Source organism: Streptomyces sp. NPDC001858 (assembly GCF_053594615.1).
The window spans coordinates 49,560-73,307 of the sequence record NZ_JBSFEV010000025.1; the positions used below are offsets into that span (position 1 = coordinate 49,560).

General features: G+C 70.2%; 16 protein-coding genes. 9 read left to right on the forward strand and 7 right to left on the reverse strand.

From position 1 onward, the window contains the following. The first annotated feature begins 179 nt into the window (after positions 1–179). From ACWCPF_RS29480 to ACWCPF_RS29500, 5 genes are all read left to right on the forward strand, one after another. On the forward strand, positions 180–1,994 hold the full coding sequence (locus tag ACWCPF_RS29480) for an SDR family oxidoreductase (protein WP_451048203.1): 1,815 nt from the start codon (positions 180–182) through the stop codon (positions 1,992–1,994). Beyond that, positions 1,991–2,245: a hypothetical protein gene (locus tag ACWCPF_RS29485; protein WP_451048132.1), complete on the forward strand. Its 255-nt coding sequence runs from the start codon at positions 1,991–1,993 to the stop codon at positions 2,243–2,245. The genes ACWCPF_RS29480 and ACWCPF_RS29485 overlap by 4 nt, the downstream gene beginning before the upstream one ends. Positions 2,246–2,664: 419 nt before the next feature. Then, positions 2,665–3,213, forward strand: a complete 549-nt coding sequence (locus tag ACWCPF_RS29490) for an RNA 2'-phosphotransferase (RefSeq protein ID WP_451048204.1) — start codon at positions 2,665–2,667, stop codon at positions 3,211–3,213. Positions 3,214–3,284: 71 nt separating this feature from the next. Next, positions 3,285–4,187: an LLM class flavin-dependent oxidoreductase gene (locus tag ACWCPF_RS29495; RefSeq protein WP_451048133.1), complete on the forward strand. Its 903-nt coding sequence runs from the start codon at positions 3,285–3,287 to the stop codon at positions 4,185–4,187. Between the two features lie 88 nt (positions 4,188–4,275). Next, on the forward strand, positions 4,276–5,142 hold the full coding sequence (locus ACWCPF_RS29500) for a Cof-type HAD-IIB family hydrolase (protein ID WP_451048134.1): 867 nt from the start codon (positions 4,276–4,278) through the stop codon (positions 5,140–5,142). A 38-nt stretch (positions 5,143–5,180) separates the two neighbouring features. Here ACWCPF_RS29500 and cydD read toward each other — a convergent pair whose 3' ends face one another. From cydD to hisC, 4 genes are all read right to left on the reverse strand, one after another. Continuing rightward, positions 5,181–8,669, reverse strand: a complete 3,489-nt coding sequence (gene cydD, locus ACWCPF_RS29505) for a thiol reductant ABC exporter subunit CydD (protein ID WP_451048135.1) — start codon at positions 8,667–8,669, stop codon at positions 5,181–5,183. A 93-nt stretch (positions 8,670–8,762) separates the two neighbouring features. Then, on the reverse strand, positions 8,763–9,767 hold the full coding sequence (gene cydB, locus ACWCPF_RS29510) for a cytochrome d ubiquinol oxidase subunit II (RefSeq protein WP_451048136.1): 1,005 nt from the start codon (positions 9,765–9,767) through the stop codon (positions 8,763–8,765). 20 nt (positions 9,768–9,787) lie between these two features. Further along, on the reverse strand, positions 9,788–11,293 hold the full coding sequence (locus ACWCPF_RS29515; RefSeq protein WP_451048137.1) for a cytochrome ubiquinol oxidase subunit I: 1,506 nt from the start codon (positions 11,291–11,293) through the stop codon (positions 9,788–9,790). Positions 11,294–11,430: 137 nt separating this feature from the next. Continuing rightward, positions 11,431–12,510 carry a histidinol-phosphate transaminase gene (gene hisC, locus ACWCPF_RS29520; RefSeq protein ID WP_451048138.1) on the reverse strand — a complete coding sequence of 360 codons (1,080 nt, stop codon included), beginning with the start codon at positions 12,508–12,510 and terminating at the stop codon, positions 11,431–11,433. A 471-nt stretch (positions 12,511–12,981) separates the two neighbouring features. Here hisC and ACWCPF_RS29525 point away from each other — a divergent pair, with 471 nt between their 5' ends. The 3 genes from ACWCPF_RS29525 to ACWCPF_RS29535 all read left to right on the forward strand — a co-directional run bounded on the left by ACWCPF_RS29525 (position 12,982) and on the right by ACWCPF_RS29535 (position 16,774). Beyond that, positions 12,982–14,094: a LacI family DNA-binding transcriptional regulator gene (locus ACWCPF_RS29525; protein ID WP_451048139.1), complete on the forward strand. Its 1,113-nt coding sequence runs from the start codon at positions 12,982–12,984 to the stop codon at positions 14,092–14,094. 522 nt (positions 14,095–14,616) lie between these two features. After that, entirely contained in the window at positions 14,617–15,708 is a 1,092-nt protein-coding gene (locus ACWCPF_RS29530) for a metallophosphoesterase (RefSeq protein WP_451048140.1), read from the forward strand. Positions 15,709–15,901: 193 nt separating this feature from the next. Beyond that, positions 15,902–16,774, forward strand: a complete 873-nt coding sequence (locus ACWCPF_RS29535; protein WP_451048141.1) for a hypothetical protein — start codon at positions 15,902–15,904, stop codon at positions 16,772–16,774. A 73-nt stretch (positions 16,775–16,847) separates the two neighbouring features. Here ACWCPF_RS29535 and ACWCPF_RS29540 read toward each other — a convergent pair whose 3' ends face one another. From ACWCPF_RS29540 to thiC, 3 genes are all read right to left on the reverse strand, one after another. Then, positions 16,848–18,332: a VWA domain-containing protein gene (locus tag ACWCPF_RS29540; protein ID WP_451048142.1), complete on the reverse strand. Its 1,485-nt coding sequence runs from the start codon at positions 18,330–18,332 to the stop codon at positions 16,848–16,850. Next, a complete protein-coding gene (locus ACWCPF_RS29545; RefSeq protein WP_451048143.1) occupies positions 18,329–19,342 on the reverse strand; it encodes a hypothetical protein in 1,014 nt (337 codons plus the stop codon). Before ACWCPF_RS29545 ends, ACWCPF_RS29540 begins: the two co-directional genes overlap by 4 nt. A gap of 85 nt (positions 19,343–19,427) precedes the next feature. Then, complete coding sequence (gene thiC, locus ACWCPF_RS29550; RefSeq protein ID WP_451048144.1) at positions 19,428–21,230, reverse strand: phosphomethylpyrimidine synthase ThiC; 1,803 nt, start codon at positions 21,228–21,230, stop codon at positions 19,428–19,430. Positions 21,231–22,347: 1,117 nt separating this feature from the next. Between thiC and ACWCPF_RS29555 the strand changes: the two genes are divergently transcribed. Continuing rightward, positions 22,348–23,610, forward strand: coding sequence for a YibE/F family protein (locus ACWCPF_RS29555; RefSeq protein WP_451048145.1), 1,263 nt, complete (start codon positions 22,348–22,350; stop codon positions 23,608–23,610). The last annotated feature ends 138 nt before the right edge of the window (positions 23,611–23,748 follow it).

Consider the following 23,748-nt stretch of genomic DNA (forward strand, 5'->3'; position numbering starts at 1 on the left):
GGCGTCACCCCGTAGAGCCGTCTTGGCATCACACCTCAGATGTACGGGACCCTAAGGGATCCCCACCCTGAGAGTTATCCGTCCCGGACTTGTGCGCAGCCGCGATCCCCTCCTGTTGACGCTTCCTCTAACAACTGACACATTCTCCGGTGTCACGTTACGGACACGTACCGCAGTCGATGGGGACGGGGGTGACGGCAGCGGTGTCGTTCGAAGGTGCGCGCGAGCGCCGGGTGCGGACCGGCGGAATAGAGCTGTGCGTAGCGGAGCTGGGGGACCCCTCGGCTCCGACGGTCGTCCTGGTGCACGGCTATCCGGACAGCAAGGAGGTGTGGTCCGAGGTCGCGCCCCGGCTCGCCGAGCGCTTCCATGTCGTCCTCTACGACGTCCGGGGCCACGGCCGGTCCGGCGCGCCGAAGCCGCTGCGGGGCGGCTTCACCCTGGAGAAGCTGACGGACGACTTCCTGGCGGTCGTGGACGCGGTCAGCCCGGACCGGCCGGTGCACCTGGTGGGCCACGACTGGGGCTCGGTGCAGGCCTGGGAGTTCGTCACCGTGCACCGCACCGAGGGCAGGATCGCGTCCTTCACGTCGATGTCCGGACCGTCCCTCGACCACTTCGGCCACTGGATCGACAAGCGGCTGACCAGGCCGACTCCGCGCCGGATCGGTCAACTCCTCGGCCAGGGAGCCAAGTCCTGGTACGTCTACCTGCTGCACACCCCCGCCCTGCCCGAACTCGCCTGGCGCGGACCGCTCGGCACGTACTGGCCGGGCATCCTGCGACGCGTCGAGAAGGTGCGGGGCGACGCGTATCCGACGCCGTCGCTGCCGTCGGACGCTGCGCACGGCGCCTGGCTGTACCGGGACAACGTACGGCCCCGGCTGCGCCGTCCGCGTCCCGACGCGTACGCGCACGCGCCCGTGCAGCTGATCACGCCCCTGGGGGACAGGTTCCTGTCGGAGCGGCTGTACGACGAACTGGAGGAATGGGTACCGCGGTTGACCCGGCGCACCCTTCCCGCCGGGCACTGGATCCCGCGCACCCGCCCCGACCAGCTCGCCTCCTGGATCGACGACTTCGTCACGTCGATCGAGCGGGAACGGGCAGGGGAGGACCGCGAGAACAGCGGCGCGGGGCCGGTGCGCAAGGCCGCGGCCGGCGAGTACGCCGAGCGGTTCGGCGGGCGGCTGGTGCTGGTCACCGGCGCGGCCGCCGGTATCGGGCGGGCCACGGCGCTCGCGTTCGCCGAGGCCGGGGCCCGGGTGATCGCCGTCGACCGGGACGCGGAGGGCGCGGCCCGCACGGCCGAGCAGTCCCGTCTGATCGGCGCGCCCGAAGCCTGGGCGGAGACGGTGGACGTCTCCGACGAGCAGGCGATGGAGAAGCTCGCGGCGAAGGTCCACGCCGACCACGGTGTGCTGGACGTGCTGGTGAACAACGCGGGCATCGGTCTTGCGGGTTCCTTCTTCGACACCTCGCCGGAGGACTGGCGCAGGGTGCTGGACGTCAACCTGTGGGGCGTCATCCACGGTTGCCGTCTCTTCGGCCGTCGGATGGCCGAGCGCGGACAGGGCGGCCATATCGTCAACATCGCCTCCGCGGCCGCCTACCTGCCCTCCAAGGCGCTGCCCGCGTACAGCACGTCCAAGGCGGCGGTCCTGATGCTGAGCGAGTGCCTGCGCGCGGAACTGGCCGGCCGGGACATCGGCGTCACGGCGATCTGCCCCGGCCTGGTGAACACCGACATCACCGCCACGGCCGTCTTCGTGGGCGTGGACGCGCAGGAGGAGCGACGGCGCCAGGAACGCTCCACGCGCGTGTACGGGCTGCGCAACTTCCCGCCGGAGAAGGTCGCGGACGCGATTCTGCGGGCGGTCACGCGCAACGAGGCGGTGGTTCCGGTCACGGTGGAGGCGAAGGCCACGTACGCGCTGTCGCGGTTCCTGCCACGGGCGTTGCGGGCCCTGGCGCGCCTGGAACCACCCCTGTGAGGCGTGGCGTCGATCACGCGCGCGGGAGCCCGTTCGGCCCGCGCCGCGCCTACCAGCACCGCGGGTTGAGGGTCCAGGTCGAGCACATCGCCTCCCATTTCCCGGAGTTCACCATCGAGCATGTCTTCGCGCGGTACTTCGAAGGTCCGCACCGAGCGCCCGACGTCGCCGACGCCGACGCGGCCGAGGCCGAGGCCGACTCGCTGGTGCGACGGTTGCGCCCGCTCGGCCGGCAGCCCCTGGACGCCTAACCGGCCCGCGCCATACGCCTGTTCGCCGCCCGTCAGCTGCGTCGGCACCTCGGCGGAGACGATCCCTCGCCCGGTCTCGCCGATGGCGCCCAGCAGCGCTCTGTGCCGATCCCGACCGCGACAACCCGGGCCGTGCAGGCGCTGGTCGACGCGGAGCATGCTGCGAAGCTCCTCGCGCTCGCGGTCGAACGGAAGGTGCGGACCCGCGCCTTGGACCGCCTTGCCTCAAGTCACCTTCCGTCAGGTGATCTTGGTGAAGCCCGCTGAGCCATCCGCCAGTTGTCCACAGGATCGCCAATTAGCCTGTGGATAACTGCAGTTGGTTGTGGACCAAACCTCCGCCCCAAAACAAAATGCGTGATCCGCGTCTCTCACGTCATGCTGAGCGGATGAACGAAAAGGACATGCGGAAAACGGGCATGGACGAGAGACGCACCGTGAAGGTGTCGAAGTATCTCTCGAAGCACCTGCGACACCAGCCCGAGCGCATCGGCCTCACCCTCGACGAGGCCGGCTGGGTCGAGATCGACGAGCTCATCGCGGCATGCGCGGCGCACGGCTTCCACTTCACCCGGGACGAACTGAGCCACGTCGTCGACGCCAACGACAAGAAGCGCTTCGCGATCGACGGCACCCGGATCCGCGCCAGCCAGGGCCACAGCGTCGAGGTGGACCTCGGGCTGCCCCCGGCGACGCCACCCCCGTACCTGTACCACGGGACCGTGGCCCGCTCTCTGGACTCGATCCGGACCGAGGGACTGCGGCCCATGAACCGGCACGACGTGCACCTCTCGGCCGACCGGGAGACCGCGACCCGCGTCGGCGCCCGCCGGGGCCGACCCGTGGTGCTCTCCGTCGACGCGGGCGCCATGCACCGTGACGGCCATGTCTTCCACGTCAGCGCGAACGGCGTGTGGCTGACGAAGGCCGTGCCGGCTCGCTATCTGCGCTTCCCTGAGCAGCACTGAGCCCGTGGCCGGGCGGCTACGCGCAGTGAGCGTTTCACGTGAAACGCGGTGGGCCGCATACGCTCGATGACATGAGTCTGCGCCTGAGCACCGTGATCCTCCCGTACCTCCGTTGGCACGAGGGCGGCCGTTCCACATGGACGCGGGCCGAGCAGCTCGGCTTCCACACGGCGTACACCTACGACCACCTGTCCTGGCGTACCTTCCGCGACGGCCCGTGGTTCGGCGCGCTCCCCACGCTGACCGCCGCCGCGTCCGCCACCGAGCGCCTGCGCCTGGGCACGCTGGTGACCTCGCCGAACTTCCGGCACCCGGTGACCCTCGCCAAGGAACTGATCTCCCTGGACGACATCTCCGGCGGCCGGGTGACTCTGGGGATCGGAGCGGGCGGCACCGGCTTCGACGCCACCGCGCTGGGCCAGGACCCGTGGACCCCGCGCGAGCGCGCCGACCGGCTGGCCGAGTTCGTGCCGCTGCTGGACCGGCTCCTCACCGAGGACTCCGTGTCCTACGAGGGCAACTACTACTCGGCGCACGAGGCACGCAACATCCCTGGCTGCGTCCAGCGCCCCCGGCTGCCCTTCGCCGTCGCCGCGACCGGACCGCGCGGGCTGCAGCTCGCGGCTCGGCACGGACAGGCATGGGTGACCACGGGCGACCCCAAGCTGTATGAGAACGGCACCCCCGAGCAGTCGGTTCAGGCCCTCCGGGGCCAGGTCGAGCGGTTGGCGGACGCCTGTGCCGCGCGCGGGAGGAACGCGCAGGAGCTGGACAAGATCCTGCTCACCGGGTTCACTCCGGACCGCGCCCGTCCATTGCAGTCCCTGGCCGCCTTCGTCGACTTCGCGGGCCGCCACCAGGAGCTCGGCTTCACCGAGATCGTGGTCCACTGGCCCATCCCGGACTCCGACTTCGCCGTGGACGAGAAGGTCTTCGAGCAGATCGCCATGGAGGCCCCGGCGCAGCTGCGCTGACCTCGGCATCGGGCCATAGGCACCGCTCTGTGCCTCATACGTGCGGGCTCCCGCAGGGCCGTGCGGGCATATGCGCGAGAATGGCCCGGTGACCTCAGCGACTCGACAGCCCGAGACCCCGGCCGCCGCCCTCCCGCCGCGGCTGATCGCCACCGATCTCGACGGCACTCTGCTGCGCGACGACAAGTCGGTGTCGCCACGCACCGTCGCCGCCCTCGCCGCCGCCGAGGAGGCGGGCATCGAGGTCTTCTTCGTCACCGGCCGACCGGCCCGCTGGATGGACGTCGTCAGCGACCACGTCCACGGCCACGGCCTGGCGATCTGCGGCAACGGCGCCGCCGTGGTCGACCTGCACGGCGGCCCCGGCGCCCACCGGTTCGTGAAGGTGCGCGAGCTGGCCCGGGAGAACGCGCTGGACGCCGTGCGGCTGCTGCGTGAGGCGGCGCCGGGCACCATGTACGCCATCGAGCAGACCTACGGCTTCAACCAGGAGCCGGAGTATCCCAAGATGCACATGGAGATCCCCGACCATCTCGCGCCGGCCGAGCTGCTGCTGGCGCCGGACGGACCCGGGGCCGGCGAGCCGGTGCTGAAGATCCTCGCCTTCCACCCCACGATCGACCCCGACGCCTTCCTCACGCTCGCCCGACTGGCCATCGGCGACCGCGCCAACGTCACCCGCTCCAGCCCCAGCGCCCTGCTGGAGATCAGCGGCCCCGACGTCTCCAAGGCCAGCACGCTGGCCCTGTGCTGTGCGGAGCGCGGCATCTCCCACGAGGAGGTCGTCGCGTTCGGGGACATGCCGAACGACGTCGAGATGCTCACCTGGGCCGGCCGGTCGTACGCGATGGGCAACGCGCACCCGGACGTGATCGCGGCGGCCTCCGGGCACACGGTCGCCAACAACGAGGACGGCGTGGCCGTCGTCATCGAACAGCTGCTCGCCGAGCTGTAGTCAGCGCTGTCCGGCCTCGAAGCGCAGGTGCGGGCCGGTCACCGCGCGCCCACCAGCAGCTCCGAGGCCTCCTCCCGCTCGGCCATCCGCCGCAGCGGCCCCTCCTCGGCGGCCAGCGCGAGGTAGGAACCGCGCTGCACCACCCGGCCCTCGTCCAGCACGAGCACCTCGTCGACCGCGTCGAGACCGGCCAGCCGGTGGGTGATGAGCAGCGTCGTGCGGCCCTCGGTGGCGGCCAGCAGGTCCCGGGTGAGCGCGTCGGCGGTCGGCAGGTCCAGATGCTCGGCGGGCTCGTCGAGCACCAGGACCGGGAAGTCCGCGAGCAGCGCCCGGGCCAGCGCCAGCCGCTGCCGCTGTCCGCCGGACAGCCGGGCGCCGTGCTCGCCGACGAGGGTGTCGAGCCCGTCGGGCAGCCCGTCGGCCCACTCCAGCAGGCGGGCGCGCGCCAGCGCGTCCCGCAGTTCCTCCTCGCTCGCCCCCTTCCTGGCGAGCAGCAGGTTCTCCCGGACCGAGCTGTCGAAGAGGTGTGCGTCCTGCGCGCACAGCCCGACGAACCGGCGTACGTCGTCGCCGTCCAGGTCGTGGGCGTCCACCCCACCGAGCGTGTACGAACCCGCGTCCGCGTCCAGGAACCGCAGCAGCACCTGTGCGAGCGTGGTCTTCCCGGAGCCGGAGGGTCCGACGACCGCGATCCGACGCCCGCGCGTCAGCGTGAGGCCGACTCCGGCGAGCGCGTCCCGGTCCTGTCCGGCGTGGCGCGCGGTCAGCCCGTCAACGACGAGCGGGAACGGCGACGCGGGGCTCTGGCGGGGCTGCTCCGGCTCGCGCACCGGCTCGGGGGAGTCCAGCACCTCGAACACCCGCTCCGCGCTTCTGCGGACCCGCTGGCGGTACTGCACGGCCAGCGGCAGTCCCAGGACGGCCTCGAAGGCGGCGAGTGGGGTCAGGACGACGACGGCCATGGTCACGCCGCTCAGCCGGCCGTCGGCGACCGCCTGGGCGCCCACGAGGGCGGCCGCCGCGACGGTCAGTCCGGAGACCAGCGCGATCAGTCCGTCGCCGAGCGCGGTGGCGGTCGCGGCGCGCGAGGCGATCCGGGTGAGCACCGAGTCCGCCGCACGCACCTCGGCGCTGCGGGCGGGCAGGGCGCCCGCGACGGTCAGTTCGGCGGTGCCGGTGAGCAGATCGGCCGTGCGGGTGGCGAGCACCCCTCGGGCGGGCGCGAGCCGACGCTCGGCCCTGCGCGCCACGGCGCCGGTGACCAGCGGGACGCCCACCCCGGCCAGGAGCAGCCCGGCGGCGAGCACGGCCCCGGCCGCGGGCAGCAGCCAGGCCGTGAAGGCGATGGACCCGGTCGCCACGACGACGGCGGCGCCGGCCGGCAGCAGCCAGCGCAGCCAGTAGTCCTGCAAGGCGTCCACGTCGGCGACCAGTCGGCTGAGCAGATCGCCCCGGCGGGTCGTACGCAGCCCTGCGGGCGCCAGGCGCTCCAGTCGCCGGTAGACGGCGACCCGGGTGTCGGCCAGCATCCGCAGCACGGCGTCGTGCGACACGAGCCGCTCCGCGTACCGGAACACCGCCCGCCCGATCCCGAAGGCCCGGGTCGCCGTCACGGCCACCATCAGGTACAGCACGGGCGGCTGCTGCGAGGCCCGCGAGATGAGCCAGCCGGAGGTGGCCATGAGTCCCACGGCGCTGCCGAGGGCGAGGCTCCCCAGCAGCAGCGCCAGGCCGAGCCGGCCGCGCCGGGTGCCGGCCATGGCCCGCACCCGGGCGAGGACGCTGCCCCCGCTCGCTGCGGGGCCCGTCTCGGCCGCAGTCGCGAGGGATACCGCCGCCGCCTCTTCCAGCGGCGTGGGAGTGTGCTTGAGGGTGGCTTCCACGGGCCCGTACGTCTCGGTGTCGGTCAGCCGCACGACGCGGTCCGCCACCGCCAGCAGTGCCGGCCGGTGCACGACCAGCAGGACAGTCCGCCCGGCCGCGAGCCGTCGCACGGCGGCCACGATCTCCGCCTCGGTCTCTCCGTCGAGTGCGGCCGTCGGCTCGTCCAGGAGCAGCACGGGCCGGTCCGCGAGGAACGCCCGGGCCAGCGCGAGCCGTTGCCGCTGCCCGGCGGACAGCCCGGTCCCGTCCTCGCCGAGCACGGTGTCGGCCCCGGCGGGCAGCGCGTCGACGAACTCCAGCGCCCCCGCGTCCGCCAGCGCCCTGCGCAGGGCCGTGTCGTCGGCGTCGGGGCGGGCCAGCCGGACGTTCTCGGCGATCGTCCCGGCGTAGAGGTGCGGGCGCTGCGGCACCCACGCGATCCGGGACCGCCACTGTTCGAGGTCGGCCACCGCAAGGTCGACTCCTCCGGCCAGTACCCGGCCCTCGGCGGGCCGCACGAAGCCCAGCAGTGTGTTCAGGAGGGTCGACTTGCCTGTGCCGCTCGGTCCGACGAGCGCGACCGTCTCACCGGCGTCGACGGTGAAGGAGACGTCCGAGACGGCATCGGCGGAGCGTCCGGGGTAGCGGACGGTGACGCCTTCGAAGGCGACCCCGCCCTCGGCCACGGCGACCGTTCCCGGCGCCGGCGCCGGAGTCTGCAGCACCTCGAAGATCTCCTCGGCGGCCGCCAGGCCCTCGGCCGCCGCGTGATACTGCGCCCCGACCTGCCGCAGCGGGAGATACGCCTCGGGCGCGAGCACAAGGATCACCAGGCCGATGTACAGGTCCATCTCACCGTGCACGAGCCGCATGCCGATCGTCACGGCGACCAGAGCCACCGAGAGCGTCGACAGCAGCTCCAGCGCGAACGACGAGATGAAGGCGATCCGCAGGGTCCGCATGGTCGCCCGCCGGTACTCGCCGGTGATGTGCCGGATCGAGTCGGCCTGCGCCTTGGCCCGCCCGAACACCTTCAGCGTGGGCAGCCCGGCGACGACGTCCAGAAAGTGCCCGGACAGCCGGGAGAGCAGCTGCCACTGACGGTCCATCCGCGACTGGGTGGCCCAGCCGATGAGCATCATGAAGACCGGGATCAGGGGGAGGGTGCCGACGATGATCGCGGCGGACACCCAGTCCTCGGTCACGATCCGCGCGAGCACCGCGACCGGGACGACCACCGCCAGCCCCAACTGCGGCAGGTAGCGCGAGAAGTAGTCGTCGAGAGCGTCCACGCCCCGGGTGGCGAGGGCGACCAGCGAGCCGGTGCGCTGCCCGCTCAGCCAACCGGGCCCCAACGCGGTGGCCCGCTCCAGCAACCGACCCCGAAGCTCCGACTTCACGGCCGCGCTCGCACGGTGCGCGGCGAGTTCGGTGAGCCAGGCGACCAGCGCACGTCCGAACGCGACGGCCACCAACAGCAGCAGGGGAGTGCGCAGCTCGGAGACCGACATGCCGTGCTGGAAAGCGCCGACCACCGCCTCGGCGATGAGCATCGCCTGAGCGATGACCAGCGCCGCTCCGACGACGCCCAGACCGACAACCGCCACCAGGAAGAGGCGAGTGGCGCGGGCGTACCGAAGCAGACGCGGGTCGATCGGTTTCACGTGAAACACCCTCTTCTCAAAGAGCATGTTTCACGTGAAACACGCCCTCTCCTCATGGGGTGTGTTTCACGCGAAACACACCCCAACTGGGACTCAGTGCGCAGGCTCGGCGAGGTGCTGCGTGCCGATCCGCTTACGGAACACCCAGTACGTCCACCCCTGGTAGAGCATCACGAGCGGTGTGGCGATCGCCGCGCACCAAGTCATGATCTTCAGGGTGTACGGGCTCGACGAGGCGTTGGTCACCGTGAGGCTCCAGTCCTCGTTGAGCGAGGACGGCATGACGTTCGGGAAGAGCGTCAGGAAGAGCATCGCGACGGCGGCCACGATGGTGACGCCGGAGAAAGCGAACGACCAGCCCTCACGCCCCGCCCGGTTCGCCACCAGCGCCGCGACCAGGGCGGCGACCGCCACGACCAGCGCGACCAGGCTCTTGGCGTCCCCGCCGTCGATCTGCGTCCACGGCAGGAAGACCAGCGCGAGCACAGCGGTCGCCAGGCCGACCTGGGACGCCAGCGTCCGCGCCCGCTCCCGGATCTCACCGACGGTCTTGAGAGCCGTGAACACCGCACCGTGGAAGGTGAACAGCGTCAGCGTCACCAGGCCGCCGAGCAGCGCGTACGGGTTGAGCAGGTCCCAGAAGCCGCCGACGTACTCGAAGTCCCGGTCGATCTTCACGCCGTGCACGATGTTGCCGAAGGCCACGCCCCACAGGAACGCGGGGAGGAGCGAGGTCCAGAAGATCGCGTGCTCCCAGTTGCGCTGCCAGTTCTCCTCGGGCCGCTTCACCCGGTACTCGAAGGCGACGCCCCGCACGATCAGGCAGACCAGGATGAACAGCAGAGGCAGGTAGAAGCCGGAGAAGAGCGTGGCGTACCACTCCGGGAAGGCAGCGAAGGTCGCGCCGCCCGCCGAGAGCAGCCACACCTCGTTGCCGTCCCAGACGGGTCCGATGGTGTTGATGAGCACGCGCCGCTCGGGTCGGTTGCGGGCAAGCAGCTTGGTGAGGACGCCGACCCCGAAGTCGAAGCCCTCCAGGAAGAAGTATCCGGTCCACAGGACGGCGATCAGGACGAACCAGACGTCGTGCAGTTCCATGACTGTGCAGCTCCCTCGGCCTAGTACGAGAAGGCCATCGGCTTGTCGGCGTCCCGGGGGTCGCCGCCGATCTTCGTGGGCGGGTTCAGGTCGGCCTCGGTCAGCTCGGGCGGGCCGGCCTTCACGTACTTCGCCAGCAGCCTGACCTCGACGACGGCGAGGATCGCGTACAGGGCGGTGAAGGTGATCATCGAGGTGAGGATCTCGCCCTGGGAGACACCGGGAGACACGGCGTCCCGGGTCTGCATCACTCCGTAGACGACCCAGGGCTGCCGGCCCATCTCGGTGAAGATCCAGCCCCACGCGTTGGCGATCAGCGGGAAGGCCATCGTCCAGAGGGCCAGGAGCCAGTACAGCCGGGTGAGCTTCGCCCCGAGCGGCTTCTTGAGCAGCACCAGATGCGGCACCTCGTCCTCACCCGTGCGCAGCGCGGCCGGCAGCAGGAACTTCTTCCGGGTGAGCCACAGGCCCAGCAGGCCGAGGGAGAAGGAGGCCATCCCGAAGCCGATCATCCAGCGGAAGCCCCAGTAGGCGACGGGGACGACCGGCTTGTAGTCACCGGGTCCGAACTTTTCCTGCAGCGCCTTGTTGGTGTCGTTGATGCCGGGCACGTACGACTCGAAGTCGCTGTGCGCCAGGAACGACAACAGACCTGGTATTTCCAGAGCGACCTTGTTGTGCCCCTTGTCGACGTCCCCGTAGGCGAACACCGAGAACGGCGCCGGTTCCTCGCCCTCCCACAACGCCTCGGCCGCGGCCATCTTCATCGGTTGCTGCTCGTACATGACCTTGCCGAGGCTGTCCCCGCTCACCGCGGTGAGCAGACCGCCGATCGCCAGGGTGACCAGGCCGAGCCGGAGCGACGTGCGCATCTCCGGAATGTGCTTCTTGCGCATCAGATGGAAGGCGGCGATGCCCACCATGAAGGCTCCACCCGTCAAAAAGGCGGCGGAGAAGCTGTGGAAGACCTGGTTCAGCGCCGTGTTCTGGGTGAGGACTCGCCAGAAATCGGTGAGCTCGGCGCGCCCCTTCTCCTCGTTGATCCGGTAGCCGACGGGGTGCTGCATCCACGAGTTGGCCGCGAGGATGAAGTACGCCGACAGAAGCGTGCCGATCGAGACCATCCAGATGCAGGCCAGGTGGATCTTCTTCGGCAGCTTGTCCCAGCCGAAGATCCACAGGCCGATGAAGGTGGACTCGAAGAAGAACGCGATCAGGGCCTCGAAGGCGAGCGGGGCGCCGAAGACATCGCCGACGAAGCGCGAGTAGTCGGACCAGTTCATGCCGAACTGGAACTCCTGCACGATGCCGGTGACGACACCCATCGCGATGTTGATCAGGAAGAGCTTGCCCCAGAACTTCGTCGCCCTCAGGTACTTCTCTTTCTCCGTGCGCACCCAGGCGGTCTGCAGCCCGGCGGTGAGTGCCGCGAGGGAGATCGTCAGGGGCACGAAGAGGAAGTGGTAGACGGTGGTGATGCCGAACTGCCAGCGCGCCAGTGTCTCCGGCGCCAGAGCCAGGTCCACGTCGTCACTCCTTACCTCAGCCGCTTGCGAGAGCCGCTTGTGAAAGCGTTCACATTCACAAGCTAGTATGCAACACCGATTTTCGGCATGGGAAGGGGGGTCCCGCTTACCCGCGGAAACCCCCCTGTGCAGGTCGGCTACAGCTCCTTGCGGAACCCTTCCGCCACCTTCAGGAAGATGTCGTTCGCCTCGTTCTCCGCGACCGTCACCCGCACGCCCTCGCCCGGGAACGGCCGCACCACGACGCCCGCCTGCTCACACGCCGCCGCGAAGGCGACCGTCCGCTCACCCAGCCGCAGCCACACGAAGTTGGCCTGCGTCTCGGGCACCGTCCAGCCCTGCGCCCGCAGCCCCTCGACCACTCGCAGGCGCTCGCACACCAGGGAGCCCACCCGGCCGAGCAGCGCGTCCTCGGCGCGCAGCGAGGCGACCGCGGCCTCCTGTGCGAGCTGGCTCACACCGAAGGGCACCGCCGTCTTGCGCAGCGCCTCCGCCACCGGCTCGTGCGCGATGGCGAAGCCGACGCGCAGGCCCGCGAGGCCGTAGGCCTTGGAGAAGGTCCGCAGCACGCAGACGTTGGGCCGCTTCCGGTACAGCTCGACGCCGTCCGGCACCTCGGGGTCGCGGATGAACTCCCGGTAGGCCTCGTCGAGCACGACCAGCACATCGCTGGGCACCCGGTCGAGGAACCGTTCCAGCTCGGCCCGCTTCACCACGGTGCCGGTGGGGTTGTTGGGGTTGCAGACGAAGATCAGCCGGGTCCGCTCGGTGATCGCGTCGGCCATCGCGTCCAGGTCGTGCACATCACCCGGCGTCAAGGGCACCTGCACGGCCTGCGCGCCGCTGATCCGCGTGATGATCGGGTACGCCTCGAACGACCGCCACGCGTACATCACCTCGTCGCCGGGGCCCGCGGTCGCCTGGACGAGCTGCTGGGCCACGCCGACGGAGCCGGTGCCCGTGGCCAGGTGGGCGGCGGGGACGCCGAAGCGCTCGGAGAGCTCGTTCACCAGGACCGTGCAGGCCAGGTCCGGGTAGCGGTTGAAGGACGCGGCCGCGGCCGTCACGGTCTCCAGCACGCCCGGCAGCGGCGGATAGGGGTTCTCGTTGGACGAGAGCTTGTAGGCCGCGGGACCACCCGCCACGGCCGGCTTGCCCGGCTTGTAGGTGGGGATCCCCTCCAGCTCGGCGCGCAGCTTGGGGCTCGTCTCGCTCACCGCAGTCCTCCTCGTGACCACCACCGGCCCACCACCGGCTTCAATACTGCTCACCTTATGAGGATTCGGCGCGGCTGCGTACAGCTCGCGTACGGCGGGGGCGGGACCTCGGCACGGATGGCAGAGACCTCCGCGACGGCTGATGCGACCGCCGAAGCGACTGCGGAAGCGACTTCTGCGGACGAAGGCGCACGAAGGCGTACGCCCCAGGGGGCGCGCTGCACATATATCTACGCGCCGGTGGCTCACGCCGTGGCGCGCATCCCTCGTGCAGGTGAGTTGAGACCTCTTCGAGACATCGGTGCCTTGGCAGGCTCATCCGTGTCGACACGTCACGTCTTGGCATTGGAACGGCCAACTACCTTGGTTTCTAAGGCATTTGGTACTCTGAAGCCTTGCAGAAACGTGCCTGTCAACGCGTGCATATGCGTCCGCCCTACCCCACCGAATGAGCCCTACTATCGGCTCGCCATGACAGCAGCAGGGAAGCACCAGGTGAGCCGCGCGGAAACCTCACGCCGAGGCAGCCGGCCGGGCCGGGCGGGCATCAGGGACGTGGCCGCCGCCGCCGGAGTCTCCATCACGACCGTCTCCGACGCCCTCAACGGCAAGGGCAGGCTCCCCGACGCCACCCGACGCCATGTCCGCGAGGTCGCCGACCGACTGGGCTACCGCCCCTCAGCGGCCGCCCGAACACTCCGTACCGGCAAGTCAGGACTCATCGGCCTGACCGTGACCACGTACGGGGATGAACCTTTCACCTTCACCGAGTTCGCGTACTTCGCGGAGATGGCGCGCGCCGCGACCTCGGCCGCGCTCGCCCGCGGCTACGCGCTCGTCATCCTCCCGGCGACCTCACGCCACGACGTGTGGTCGAACGTCGCCCTGGACGGCACGGTCGTCATCGACCCCTCCGACCAGGATCCGGTGGTCAGCGAGCTCGTCCGGCAGGGTTTACCGGTCGTCTCCGACGGCCGCCCGGCCGGCACGCTCCCGGTGACCGCATGGGTGGACAACGACCACGAGGCCGCCGTCCTCGACATCCTCGACCACCTGGCCGACGCCGGCGCCCGCCGCATCGGCCTCCTCACGGGCACCACGACGGACACGTACACGCATCTGTCCACCAGCGCGTACCTGCGGTGGTGCGAGCGGGTCGGCCAGGACCCGGTCTACGAGGCCTACCCCGCGCACGACCCGTGCGCGGGCGCCGTGGCCGCCGACCGGCTACTGGCCCGCCCCGACCGCCCGGACGCCGTCTACGGCCTGTTCGACCCCAACGGCACCGATCTGCTCGCCGCCGCCCGCCGCTACGGGCTGCGCGTCCCGGAGGACCTGCTGATCGTCTGCTGCAGCGAGTCCACGGTGTACGCCAACACCGAGCCGCCCGTGACCACCCTCTCGCTCAAGCCGCGCCGCATCGGCACGGCGGTGGTCCAACTCCTCATCGACGCGATCGAGGGCGCGCAGTCCGACCATCCGGTCGAGCAGGTGATACCGACCGAGCTGATCGTGCGGACGTCTTCCCAACGGCGCCCCCCTCGCACCACGGTCAGCCCCCCGAGAACCCCGGAAGGGAAGTAGCCCCGCAATCCGAGCCGTCCCCCGCCCGTTGGGGCTGGGGGCGGCTTGCGGGGTGCTGGGGGCTCGTGTGCGGCCGGCGCGGGCGGGATCCGTCAACGTAGGTAGGCGAGGAGCACGTACGGGCGTTTTCCGGCGGCGCGGAGGGTGTGCGGGTTTCGGGTGCCGAGTACCGGGTGTCGGGAATGCCCTCTTCGGAAGTCTCTCGGCGGGCCGGGGAGCCATCGAGATGTCTCTCCCCCAGCCACAGAACTCACCCTCGCCCCACCTGAAACAGATCCCCGTCCACGCCGTCGGAACCGACCGTGCGGGTGCAGGCATGGTGTGCGCCGGGTGAGTCCGGGCTGCCGAAGCCCGGCCCAATCGGGGCGAAAGCCGCGATGAACTGGAGCCTTGCTCCGATTCACCACCCCTGGGTCATCACACGGCACGATCCGCATTCCTATGATGGGCGCACGGCACCACGAGCCGCTGCGACCAAGCGGCCCGAAGAGTGCAGATGCGGCGCGATGGTGGAGGGGTCTGATGACTCAGGGGGCCGGTCAGGGACCCGAGGTGGAGCGGACGGCGACGTTGCGCGACTTCCGGGTGCCCGCGTACGTCCACGAGACCGGTTCGTACGACCACGACACCCATCCGGGCAACGCCGCGCCGCCCGTCGACGATCCGCTGGAGCATCCCGACGGCTACACGCCCACCCAGCGCGATCTGCCCGTGATCAGCCGACGCGGCGACACCCTTCAGGTGGCCGTGGACCCGGCGGCCGTCCAGGCTCCGCTGCCCGCGACCGGCCCGGGCCCGCTGTTCGTCGTCGGCGACGTGCACGGGTACCTCGACGAACTGATGGCCGCACTGCAGGAGAAGGGCCTGATCGACGCCGCCGGCAACTGGTCCGCGGGCACCGCCCGGCTGTGGTTCCTCGGCGACTTCACCGACCGCGGACCGGACGGCATCGGCGTCATCGACCTCGTCATGCGGCTGTCCGCCGAGGCCGCCGCGGCCGGCGGATACTGCAAGGCCCTCATGGGCAACCACGAACTGCTGCTGCTCGGCGCCAAGCGCTTCGGCGACACCCCCGTCAACTCCGGCGCGGGCACCGCCACCTTCCAGGCGGCCTGGCTGCTCAACGGCGGCCAGAAGTACGACATGGATCGCCTCCAGGACCACCACCTGCAGTGGATGGCCCGCCTCGACGCCGTCGAGGAGGTCGACGGCCATCTGCTCGTCCACTCCGACACCACCGCCTACCTCGACTACGGCGACTCGATCGAGGCCGTCAACGACACCGTCCGCGAGACGATCACGCGCAACGACGCGGACGAGGTGTGGGACCTGTTCCGCAAGTTCACCAAGCGCTTCTCCTTCCGGGACGAAGGTGGAGCCGACGCCGTCCGTTCCCTGCTCGATACGTACGGCGGTACCCGAATCGTTCACGGCCACAGCCCGATTCCTTACCTGCTGGGCGAAGTCGGCACGGACTCGGAGGACGACGGGGACAGCGGCGGTCCGCATGTCGAAGGACCGCACGTCTACGCCGACGGGCTGGCCATCGCGATGGACGGTGGCGTGACGATGGCCGGAAAACTGCTGGTCCAGCAACTGCCCCTGGATATCTGACCGATTCCGGGGCATGCTGTGCCCCCCATTCGCCCCACCGGTGACAGCGCAGGCCAGGGGGCAATTTCGGCAAACCCCCTGTCACCCCATGCCGTCGCCGCTCTACCATCGGTCTATCCGTAGCAGGCTCCCCTCCGTTTCTGCCCGACGGCTCGTTGGCATGCGAGCCCCAAGCCCTACGGAGCATCGGGGGATGCACATGAACAGCGTTCCGCAGCACCTGCACAGCGAGGACCGCCAGGAATACGAGCGGATCCTCGACGAGGCGCTGCGCTCCGCACCACACCACCCGGAACTGGCCGCTGTCGGTCAGCGGCTCAACCCCGAACAACTGCGCACCATGGCGCTCAACGCCTCCGCTCTCATCACGGTGGCCGCGGCGGCCGAGTACCAGCACTACGTGAAGGTCCGCGAGGAACTGCGCCATCCGGCGCCGTCCACCCCGTCGTCCACGTCCGAGTCCGGCTCCTCCGAGCCGAACGCGGCGATGGGGCTCGCCACCACCATGGGGGACGCGGCCCAGGCCGCCGAGGCCGCCGGGGCGGGTGCCGTCGCCGCCGTCCTCACCCCCGTTCTCGCCGGGACCGCCGCGGTGATCTTCCTGCTCGTCGGATACATCCTCAGTGTGCTCGACCCCGAGCAGGCGTTCGCCCGGACCATGCTCACAGCCGGCTGGACGTTCGGGGCCGTGGCCGTGGCCGCGATCCTCGTCGCCACCGTCGCGCTGCTGCTCACCGCCCTGCGCAACCGGCCCTCCCTGGCGGCCGAACCGTACGGCGAACTGAGCGAGGAGGTCGCCCTGGCCAGGGAAGCCTGGCGCGAGGCCCTACTGGTCCGCGGCATCCTGCCGTTCCTCCGGGAGGCCCTCGCCAGTCCGGGCACGGCGACCGCCCTGCACACCGACCCGCCCCCGCCGGCTCCGACCGGCCGCCTGCCGAAGATCGGCTACGACCGCCCGGGCTTCAGCAGCCCCGACGACGGCCGCTCGACCGGCCCGCGACCGAGCTTCAGCAGCCCGGACTACACCAGCCCGGACTTCGGCGGCCCGGACCACCAGCCGGAATAGGCACTCGGCTTGCGCCCCCGCCGACCCCGCCGAGGGGAGCGCAAGCCGAACGCCTGACCGCCCCGGGTGGCCGTCAGAGGATGCCTGCGCGGCCCGCTGCCGTGATCCAGCTGGGGAACTCGGACAGCAGCCGGTCGTAGAGCTCCTGGTCCGGGACGGTACTGATGTCGTCCACGGCGAAGAAGCCCACGTTGTCGACCCGGCGCCCGGGCAGCGTGTCGAACCGCTCGAGGATCCCGTAGTTGGACCGGCCGAGCCCCACGAACTGCCAGAAGATCGGCTCCTCCACCGCCGCCCGCAACTCCTGCTCGATCGCCGCGTCCCGGTGGACCCCTCCGTCGGAGAAGAACAGCACCAAGGTCGGCGCGGTCGCCGGATTCTCCCGCACATACGATCTGACCTGGGCGATCGCCTTCTGCTCCTCGTTCTGGATGCCGATCGCGCGCATGTCGAGCTGCCCCGGCTCCATCCCCTTGCGGGGCTTCCTGTTGCGCCGGAACAGACTGATCTCGCCCACACGCACATGCAGCCGCAGCCACTCGGGGAGTTCGCCCAGCCGAAGGTCCGGCAGACGAGCGGACTCGCTGGCGAACGTCCAGGCCTGCATCTCCCCGTCGTCGTCGAGTTGTGCCGCCACCGCCGCCATCCGCTCCACGACGTCCGCCACCACGCCCCGGGAGTACAGGAACGCCATCGAACCGGAGGCGTCGAGGACGAGCACCACCCGCGCGGTGATCCCCTCCGCTCCGCGCTTGCGCAGACTGACGGCCACCTGCTCCTTGCGCAACGACAGCCGCTTGCGCATGTCGACGGGCAGCCGCTCCTCCCCCTTGGTCAGCCGAGGCCCTGGAGGCGGCGTCACGCCCCCTGAGCCCTGACCGGCAGGTCTCGCCGGCGCCGTCGGCGGGCTCTGCGGGCGTCGCGGGTGCTGCGGGTGCTGCGGGTGCTGCGGGTGCTGCGGGTGCTGTGGACTCGGCGGAGGCGACGAGTGCTGCGGACTCGGCGGAACGGATGCCTCCGCCTGGTCCTCGTCGACCGTGATCCCGAAGTCGGTGGCCACGCCCGCAAGTCCGGATGCGTACCCCTGACCGACCGCCCGGAACTTCCAGCGTCCCTCGCGCAGATACAGCTCACCGCCGATGAACGCCGTCTCCGTGTCGGCCTGCATCTCGAAGCGCGCCACCTCGGACCGCCCGCCCGTGCCGAACAGCCGCAGCGTCAGACCGGTCACCTGCCCGAACGTGCCGCCGTCGGCCGAGGCACACAGCACCACACGGGTGATGGCGGCCTCCAGCGAGCGAAGGTCCACCTCGACCGCGTCGGTCATGACGCCGGCGTCCCGCCGCTTGCCGACGTGTCTCACCGCGCCCGACGCGTGAACCGGCTGGTTGTAGAAGACGAAGTCCCCGTCGTCACGCACCCGTCCGTCGCTCGTCAACAGCAGCGCCGAGACGTCGATGTCCGGCCCACCACCCCCCTCGGCCCAGCTGAGTTCCACCCTGACGTCCGGTGCGTCGACCGGCAGATTGGCGCCCTTGCTCATGGATCGCGCTGTCATGGAGGCCAGTCTGCCGAGCCGACGGCCGACGGCAACCGAACGAGCGCGATGTTCTCGTCCTGAGCGACCGCCAAGTGGGTGCCGTCCGGATGCAGCGCCGCGACCGGGGTCGGTATGTGGGTGACGCCGTACGCCCCCTCACGGCGGGAAACCGCCACCTCGGGCCATTCCTCCAGCACGTCCCCGGTCCTGACGTCGATCAGCCGAGGATGCCCGTGCAACGAGACGACTCGACCGCCTCCCGCGATCAGCGTGCCGACCTCGAAGTCGACAGAGCTCCGGTGCACCCAGGCACGATCGGACAGTGACCACACGCCGAGCTGACGGGGTCCGAGCGCGGGAACCTCCTCGTCGTCGAGGAACTCCTCTCCGGTCGCCACTGCCAGGCGGTCGTCGTCGAGCCAGCACGCCGACACCACCTCGGCATCGATCCCCGGCTCCATCGGCAGCACCCCGTAGCCGTCCAGCACGGCCGGGTCGGTCAGCGCGGCCTCCAGATCGAACACCTCGACGATTCCGTACGGGTGCCACACCCAGCCCGCAACCAGCAGACGTCTGCCGTCCCCGCTCACCGACAGACGGGAATGGAACACGTCCTTCGCTTCGCGGACTCCGGTCGTGAGCCGCTGCCCGGACGCCGCCTCCTCGACCTGGAGCACGTTGTACTCCTCCGGGCAGTGGATCATGATCTCCCGGCCGTCCGGCAGAGCCGCCAGGGCCACGGGGTAGTCGAAGTCCTCGTCGCGGTACGAGCTGCGAGTCAGCTCGCGGACGGGGCGCGTTCCGTCGAGCAAGAGGGCTCTGGCACCGCGTTCGGCATGGACGACGCTGTAGCGGCCGGAGGGCGAGACGACGCAACTGTCGAACTGGTCGAAACCCGAACCGCGATCGGTAGCCGCACTGCGTTCGGCACCGGCACGGTTCCAGGCCCGGCCGCCCACGACATCGACCAGGTCCCCGCCCTGCCAGACCAATGACCGGACCGGCTTCGTCGTCTTCAGAATCTCCAAGGTCCATCCCCCGTCACCGCCGACCTCTCATGGCGCTGCCGTCGGCCGGGCATCCAGCCCGATCGGCAGCGCCGATCCAGGTGCGTCAGTCGGCCAGCGGCAGGTACACCCTGCTTCCGCTCGCCGCGAACTCCTTCGACTTCTCCAACATCCCCTCGGCGATCTCCTCGGCCGAGGCCCCGTCGGCGACCCCTCCGCCGAACCGCTCGTTGATGCTCTGACTGATCTTCATGGAACAGAACTTCGGCCCGCACATCGAGCAGAAGTGCGCCGTCTTCGCCGGCTCCGCCGGGAGTGTCTCGTCGTGGAACTCCCGTGCCGTGTCCGGGTCGAGGGCGAGGTTGAACTGGTCTTCCCAACGGAACTCGAAGCGCGCGTCGGACAACGCGTCGTCCCATTCCTGCGCACCGGGGTGCCCCTTGGCGAGGTCGGCTGCGTGGGCGGCGATCTTGTAGGTGATGACGCCCGTCTTGACGTCGTCACGATTGGGCAGGCCCAGGTGTTCCTTGGGCGTGACATAGCAGAGCATGGCCGTGCCCCACCAGGCGATCATCGCGGCACCGATGCCGGAAGTGATGTGGTCGTACGCCGGCGCGACGTCCGTCGTCAGCGGGCCGAGCGTATAGAACGGAGCTTCATCACAGATCTCCTGCTGAAGGTCGATGTTCTCCTTGATCTTGTGCATCGGGACGTGGCCCGGGCCTTCGATCATCGTCTGTACATTGAAACGCTTCGCGATCCGGTTGAGTTCCCCGAGCGTCCTCAACTCCGCGAACTGCGCTTCGTCGTTGGCGTCCGCGATGGAACCCGGCCGCAGCCCGTCGCCCAGCGAGTACGTCACGTCGTAGGCGGCGAGGATCTCGCAGAGCTCCTCGAAGTTCTCATAGAGGAACGACTCCTTGTGGTGCGCGAGGCACCAGGCCGCCATGATCGAGCCGCCGCGCGACACGATGCCGGTCTTCCGGTTGGCGGTGAGCGGGACGTACGGCAGGCGGACACCGGCGTGGACCGTCATGTAGTCCACACCCTGCTCGGCCTGCTCGATGACCGTGTCCTTGTAGATCTCCCAGGTCAGTTCCTCGGCACGGCCGTCGACCTTCTCCAGCGCCTGGTACAGCGGCACCGTGCCGATGGGGACGGGGGAGTTGCGCAGGACCCACTCGCGGGTCGTGTGGATATTGCGGCCGGTGGACAGGTCCATGACCGTGTCGGCGCCCCAACGGGTCGCCCAAGTCATCTTCTCGACCTCCTCCTCGATGGAAGACGTCACCGCCGAGTTGCCGATGTTGGCGTTGACCTTCACCAGGAAGCGCTTGCCGATGATCATCGGCTCGATCTCCGGGTGGTTGACGTTGGCCGGCAACACCGCGCGGCCCGCCGCGATCTCCTCGCGGACCACCTCGGGAGAAACGTTCTCTCGGATGGCCACGAACTCCATCTCGGGTGTGATCTCCCCCTGGCGCGCATACGCGAGCTGGGAGACAGCCTTGCCGTCGCGGCCCCGGCGCGGGAGCCTCGGCCGCCCTGGGAAGACCGCGTCGAGATTGCGCAGACCACCGCGCGGCGAGGTGTGCTTGATGCCGTCGTCCTCGGGGCGGACGGGACGGCCCGCGTACTCCTCGGTGTCACCACGGGCGATGATCCAGTTGTCGCGCAGCGGCAGCAGTCCCCTGCGGACGTCGGTGTCGACAAGCGGATCGGTGTACGGACCAGAGGTGTCGTACAGCGCGACCGACTGCCCGTTGGTGAGATGCACCTGCCGGACCGGCACCCGCAGGTCGGGGCGCGAGCCCTCGACGTATCCCTTGTGCCAGCCGATGGACTTCCCGGCCTCTTGGGACGTTTCGTCCCGAACGGAGGCAGGCGTGCGTGCGTCCTTGTTGGTCATGAGACCTACTCCCTACGCCGGCATTACCCGGTAACAGGTTCGGCGGTCGACGCAGCGGCTACCGCCTGCCGACGTTTCATGTGAAACATCACTCGACTCGAGAGACGTTCCACGTGAAACATCGCGAAGACGGAGGTCAGCGCCCTCTCAGCCCGGTGCTCCGAGCTCCCGCGTGTGCAAAGGTGACTCCACGCTAGCGTCAATTCGGGCGCGGTGAACAGAGGGCCCCTGTCGTTCTTGCGATGATCGGTCGGTGACCACGACACACCAGCCCCCGTACCCACCGCCCGAGCCGCCCCGACGGCCCGGCGCCGGAAACGGCCCGAGCGGCGGCCCCGGTAGCGGCAACGGCTCTGGAAGCGGCCCCGGTGAGGACCACGCTTTCAACGGCGGTCACCCTCACGGCCACCACGGGCACGGGTATGGCCCCGGCCAGGGGCCGGGATACGCCGGTGGACTGGGTGGACTGGGTGGGCTGGACGGACAGCCGCGCGGCGGTGCTCCCAGAGGTCAGGGACCGGGCCAGGGCCGGGGGCCGGCCGCTGGCGGAGCACCCAGGCAAAGGCCGCCCACCGACGGGTACGGGAACGGCTACGAATACGGCAACGGCAACGGCAACGGGCGCAGCCAAGGGCATGGGTACGGCCACGGCCACGGCCACGGCCACGGCCCCAGCCCCAGCCCCAGCCCCAGCCCCAGCCCCAGCCCCAGCGACGAATACGGCCGCGACCGCGAGCACGGTCATGGGCAGAACCCCGACCGCGGTCACGGCAACGCTCATGGTGACGGTCTTCGGCGCGACCCGGGCGTAGACCACGGCCGCGACCATGGCCGCAGCGGCGGCCACGTCCCTGGCCGCGGCGAAGGCAACGGAACCGGAAACGGAGCGGGTTCCGGCGGCGGACACGGCCATGGCCCCGGTTCCGGCGGGGGGAACGACTCAGGCCCGGGCGACGGGCACGGACCGGGTTCGGACGGGGGCCACGGGAACGGACCGGGTTCCGGCGGGGGCAACGGGCATTCTCACGGTCACAGCCACAGTCACGGTCCGGCCGCCCCCGTCTCCCAGCACCTGCGCAAGGTCATCGCGGCCATCCTCATCCCGTTCGCTGCGGCGGTGCTGGTCGGGCTCGTCGTGCTGTGGCCCGGCGGCGCTCCGGCGCACGAGCGCACCGGAGTCGGCTTCGACCGGCAGACCCAGGAGGCCACGGTCACCAAGGTCGTGAAGGTGAGCTGCGCGTCGGTGAACGCCTCGGGCGACACCCCGACCGGCGACACCTCGACCGCCGAGGGCTCGTCCGCACAGCAGCAGGCGAGCGGCTCCTGCAAGCGGGCCACGATCCGCGTGGACACCGGCAAGGACAAGGGCCGTACGTTCACGGAGATCGTCCAGCCCGACCAGTCACGGCAGTTGGAACAGGGCGAGAAGGTCATCGTCGCCTACGAGCCGTCCGCGCCGAAGGATCTGCAGTACTCGGTGACGGACGTGAACCGGCGCATCCCGATGGGGGTGCTGGCCATCATCTTCGCGGTCGCCGTCGTGGTCGTCGGGCGGCTTCGGGGCGTGATGGCGCTGGTCGCGCTGGCCATCAGTTTCCTGGTGCTCAACTTCTTCGTGCTGCCGGCGATCCTGCAGGGCTCGAACCCGCTGGTCGTGGCGATCGTGGGGGCCAGCGCGATAATGCTGATCGCGCTCTATCTGTGTCACGGCCTCTCGGCCCGCACCTCCGTCGCGGTGCTCGGCACGCTCATCTCCCTGCTGCTCATCGGCATCCTCGGTTCGCTGTTCATCGACTGGGCTGCGCTCACCGGCAACACGGACGACAACACCGGCCTGATTCACGGCTTGTACCCGTCGATCGACATGAGCGGTCTGCTGCTCGCCGGCATCATCATCGGTTCGCTCGGCGTCCTCGACGACGTGACAGTCACCCAGACCTCGGCTGTCTGGGAACTGCACGAGGCCAACCCGTCGATGGGCTGGCGCGGGCTGTACCGGGCCGGCATCCGCATCGGCCGGGACCACATCGCGTCCGTGGTCAACACCCTCGTGCTCGCCTACGCCGGTGCCGCGCTGCCGCTGTTGCTGCTCTTCTCGATCGCGCAGAGCAGTGTGGGCGGCGTCGCCAACAGTGAGCTGGTCGCCGAGGAGATCGTGCGCACCCTGGTGGGGTCGATCGGCCTGGTCGCCTCCGTGCCCGTCACAACGGCCCTGGCCGCCCTGGTGGTCGCCGCCGACCGGCCGGGTCCGGGAACGGCGTCCGTGCCGGCCCAGGAGACGACCCCGGCGCCTCCGACGGCTCCGGCCGCTGCTGCCGCAACGACGACCGCTGGTCCGGCCCAGGGCCGAAGCGGCCGCGGCAAGCGACGCAAGCGCTAGGGCGAGAGGGCAGAAAAGCGAGGGAGTGGGGCGAGAGGGACGGCAGGGGCGGGAGGGACCGCAGGGGCGGGAGGGGCGACAGAAGGCTCCTTCGACCGACAACCGGCCGCATCGCCACAGGAGAAGCGTTCCTGCATA

Bases quoted from the DNA above. Each gene is read 5' to 3' on its own strand.
- cydB (WP_451048136.1), bottom strand. From the start codon at position 9,767: ATGGAACTGCACGACGTCTGGTTCGTCCTGATCGCCGTCCTGTGGACC.
- ACWCPF_RS29480 (WP_451048203.1), top strand. From the start codon at position 180: ATGGGGACGGGGGTGACGGCAGCGGTGTCGTTCGAAGGTGCGCGCGAG.
- ACWCPF_RS29535 (WP_451048141.1), top strand. From the start codon at position 15,902: ATGCACATGAACAGCGTTCCGCAGCACCTGCACAGCGAGGACCGCCAG.
- ACWCPF_RS29530 (WP_451048140.1), top strand. From the start codon at position 14,617: ATGACTCAGGGGGCCGGTCAGGGACCCGAGGTGGAGCGGACGGCGACG.
- ACWCPF_RS29525 (WP_451048139.1), top strand. From the start codon at position 12,982: ATGACAGCAGCAGGGAAGCACCAGGTGAGCCGCGCGGAAACCTCACGC.
- ACWCPF_RS29495 (WP_451048133.1), top strand. From the start codon at position 3,285: ATGAGTCTGCGCCTGAGCACCGTGATCCTCCCGTACCTCCGTTGGCAC.
- ACWCPF_RS29490 (WP_451048204.1), top strand. From the start codon at position 2,665: ATGGACGAGAGACGCACCGTGAAGGTGTCGAAGTATCTCTCGAAGCAC.
- ACWCPF_RS29540 (WP_451048142.1), bottom strand. From the start codon at position 18,332: ATGACAGCGCGATCCATGAGCAAGGGCGCCAATCTGCCGGTCGACGCA.
- thiC (WP_451048144.1), bottom strand. From the start codon at position 21,230: ATGACCAACAAGGACGCACGCACGCCTGCCTCCGTTCGGGACGAAACG.